This window comes from Myroides indicus, from assembly GCF_004364575.1.
Taxonomy (GTDB): Bacteria; Bacteroidota; Bacteroidia; order Flavobacteriales; family Flavobacteriaceae; genus Flavobacterium; species Flavobacterium indicum_A.
Window position 1 is genome coordinate 1 of record NZ_SOAG01000075.1, and the last position, 1340, is coordinate 1340.

Annotated in this window: 1 protein-coding gene; it reads right to left on the reverse strand. The window is 29.0% G+C overall.

The window, feature by feature from the left end; translation table 11 throughout:
* Nucleotides 1-32 precede the first annotated feature (32 nt).
* A complete protein-coding gene (locus C8P70_RS13715; RefSeq protein ID WP_133713859.1) occupies nt 33-1253 on the reverse strand; it encodes an IS4 family transposase in 1221 nt (406 codons plus the stop codon).
* Nucleotides 1254-1340: the final 87 nt, after the last annotated feature.

The window sequence follows — 1340 nt, forward strand, 5'->3', positions numbered from 1 at the left end:
AGTGGTCGGAAGAAATTCTGACCACTCTTTTTTTATATAATAGGTACTTTATTAGGATCTCCTCCTGTTAAAGCTACAATAAGCGCAATAATCAAGTTTTTAAGTTCCATATTAAATCTTCTTTTAGCTGTTTTATACCCTAAGTTATTGGCATGTTTATATATAAGTAATAGCATAGCAGCAATCATTGTCATATATATCATGACTTGTGTTCCATTTTTATTAAGAGATACTAAGTGAGCAGTATTAAGTTCTTGTTTTAAGAATCTAAAAAACACTTCTATATCCCATCTTGATTTATAATAGTCTGCAACTTGAAAAGGTGTCATCTCAAAATCATTAGTCAAAAACCAAAATTCTTTTTGTTCAGTACCTTTAGTTTTCACTACTACAAGTCTAAAATCTTGTTCTACCAATTCCTCTCTATAATAAGTTTTATCTGTTTTGCTAGTTATCTTTTTACCTGTAAAGAGATTGACTCTCACATCTTTGATAAGTGTATAATTATCAGACTCTTGTTGATTGAAATCTGTCAATAAAGGCTCTATCTCCTTGAACTTTCTATTTTGTTTAGATCGGATGATAAAAGGAATATTTTTAGATGTAAAATCTTGCATTGTGCTAGTAGATTGCAAGCCTCTGTCAATCACATAAATATTGTTGTGATTTTTATCCTTTTCTACATGTTTTAAAATAGCTTCAGGTAAAGCTAGTTCTTCAGAACTATAACCGGATGTATTAAATGTCTCAACTCCACATGGTAATATTCCATCAAATAAAGTACTGTATTTGATGTGTTTTTTTCCAGTTTTATAATCTAACCCTTCTACAAGTTTTCCTGCAGTTTCTGAAACAAGGGTGCTATCTACACGAATTATATTATAACCTTCGGATTCTTTTTTTGAATAAATAGAAGAGAATTGTTCATAGATGTTCTCATATATTGTTTTAAAAAAATCACTATCAATTTTAGAAAAACGATCCGATATAGAACTACGCCTAACTTTTTCACTTTCATCTAAATCAAACAAAGCCTTAAAAATAGAGCCATTAAAAGTATCCTCTAAACTGCGTTGACTTAATCTATCATTCTCTAAAATAGAGTATAACAATAAATAAAACATCTTTTTACCATGTAAAACTTTAGTATATTTATCTACTGAAGTAGTACTTGATAATTTTGTTAATAATGCTTCTGGTATAAATTGTAGAATTTGTCCAACGGTGATTGTATGGTCTTTAAATGTATTCATATACTTTACTTTCTTAAGCCAAATGTATACATTACCTTACATTTTAAACAAAAAAAAGTCGGAAGATTAATCTTCCGACCATGACTA